Raw genomic sequence first — 1,702 nt, 5'->3', positions numbered from 1 at the left:
ATCGCGCTTTATGGTCTGTGCTTTTCAGTCTGATGTTGGTGGCTTCCTGTTGGGGAAGTGTTGAGTCACCCGAGCAGAAGGCTCTCAGGCATGCCCGGAACAATCTGAACAGGCTCTATTTTGATTACGTCTTTGCAGAAGAAAATGAGGGGCTGTTAAAAGCCCTCATGGTTTCAGTTCGGCGAATCTATGAGCGGTATGAGCAGAACCAGTGGCTGGAAGATCACTCTGCACCAGACTATCAGCCAGAAGCTCGACAGCAGTTTCTTACCAGACTCATCCAGCAGGCTTCCCGCCATACTATTGCCAAAGTCACTGGTGACAATGATACGGATGACCGTTACCCGGACCGCCCCATGTTTCACCTCCTGCAGGCATTCAGTAGAGCTCCAGTCATGGAGGAAGCCCGGGATGTTATTGATTGGTACCGAACCCATCCGTTGCTGCTTCAGGGGGTCATAGCTGAAGACCGAATGGACTCCATGGAGGATCTGATTGCGGAGGCTGTGCAGAACAGTTTTAGAGAATTTCCGTCCAACCCGTTATCCCCGGAACAGTTAGGTCGGCAACTCGGCTTTATTCTGATAGAAATGCAGGAGCTTTTTCTTCGTGGCAAGGCGCTTCGTTCTCTTGGCTTCAAGGTGGACAGGCAAAAGCAGAACCCGGAGATTGCCAGAGACCCTGCATTTGTTCTTTACCTCTCCCTGCTGACTGAAGCCTTTAACAATCATCTCACTCTTTGGCGTACAGACAGCAAACGTCGTCACTATCAGGAAGATCTCGCCGCCCTGTTTATGAAAGCCGCCGATCGTGAAGATTATGGTAATGAGTGGTACCAGCAGGTTCGCAGAATTCTGGATGGTGAAAAGCCCGTGTCTTTTGCTCTGCCACCGCCCGTTCAGAAGCCAGTCGTGCATCACTATCTGGATCTGGATCTGGATTACCATGATTGGGAACGCTGGTTTAAACTTGTGGCGAGCACTGTGATCGCCACGATAGGTATCACCTTGTTGGTGTGTGTGATAATCGCTGAGCATCAAACTAAATCGCGAAGGTTGGAATGGTTGCAAGAGAATAAGCTGCAAAGGAAGTTAGGCAGAGCACTCAACAAACCCTGGCGGAAAGATCCGAAAGGAAGGGACTGGAACCCCACCAGAAGGGACAGGGAGGAGGTCAGAGAAATCATTGAAGGCTTTGATCAAAAGGTTTGGAAAAATGTAATGATCAATGCCGGGGTTCTGAATCCCCTTTCTTGTGATATGGATCTGGATAATCTCTACATGCAGTGGTCGCTGACAGAGCTATACGGCTACTTGAGACAAGAAGAATATATCTTGACAAAAGAAGATAAAATAGGCCACGAAAGGGAGCAGCAAGAAGCGGCTGAAAGAGCCAGAACAGCCAGCCACACCGTAATAATACAGCAACAAAAAAAAGGGGAGACTTTATTCTTCTGCACTCCCAGCTACATTTGGGATTCTTCAGAAGGCGATGATGGCATTGGTTATTCGACCAGCTCGGGTACATCGACTACTTTTTCACTTCAGGATCGTGAGGCTAACTGGGATTGATTATTGAAGTAATGTATTTCAGTCAACCATTTCCGAATTTTAAGGTTCTGGCATTGTAAATTAATTGTTTTACTCCGCACCTGCCAGTCTACTGTCCTAAGCTTTCCGAATTTGTCAGGAAATGGGTGAGG

At 48.1% G+C, this 1,702-nt stretch carries 1 protein-coding gene; it reads left to right on the top strand.

Annotated features, from left to right (window positions below):
- Positions 1 to 1,571: hypothetical protein (locus KDK19_RS15950; protein ID WP_257292347.1), on the top strand; the 1,571-nt coding region annotated here is incomplete at its 5' end.
- Positions 1,572 to 1,702 lie beyond the last annotated feature (131 nt).

Origin of the sequence: Endozoicomonas sp. ONNA1, from assembly GCF_024606325.1 — a bacterium.
Classification (GTDB): domain Bacteria; phylum Pseudomonadota; class Gammaproteobacteria; order Pseudomonadales; family Endozoicomonadaceae; genus Endozoicomonas_A.
This window is presented reverse-complemented; position numbering and strand designations above follow the sequence as displayed.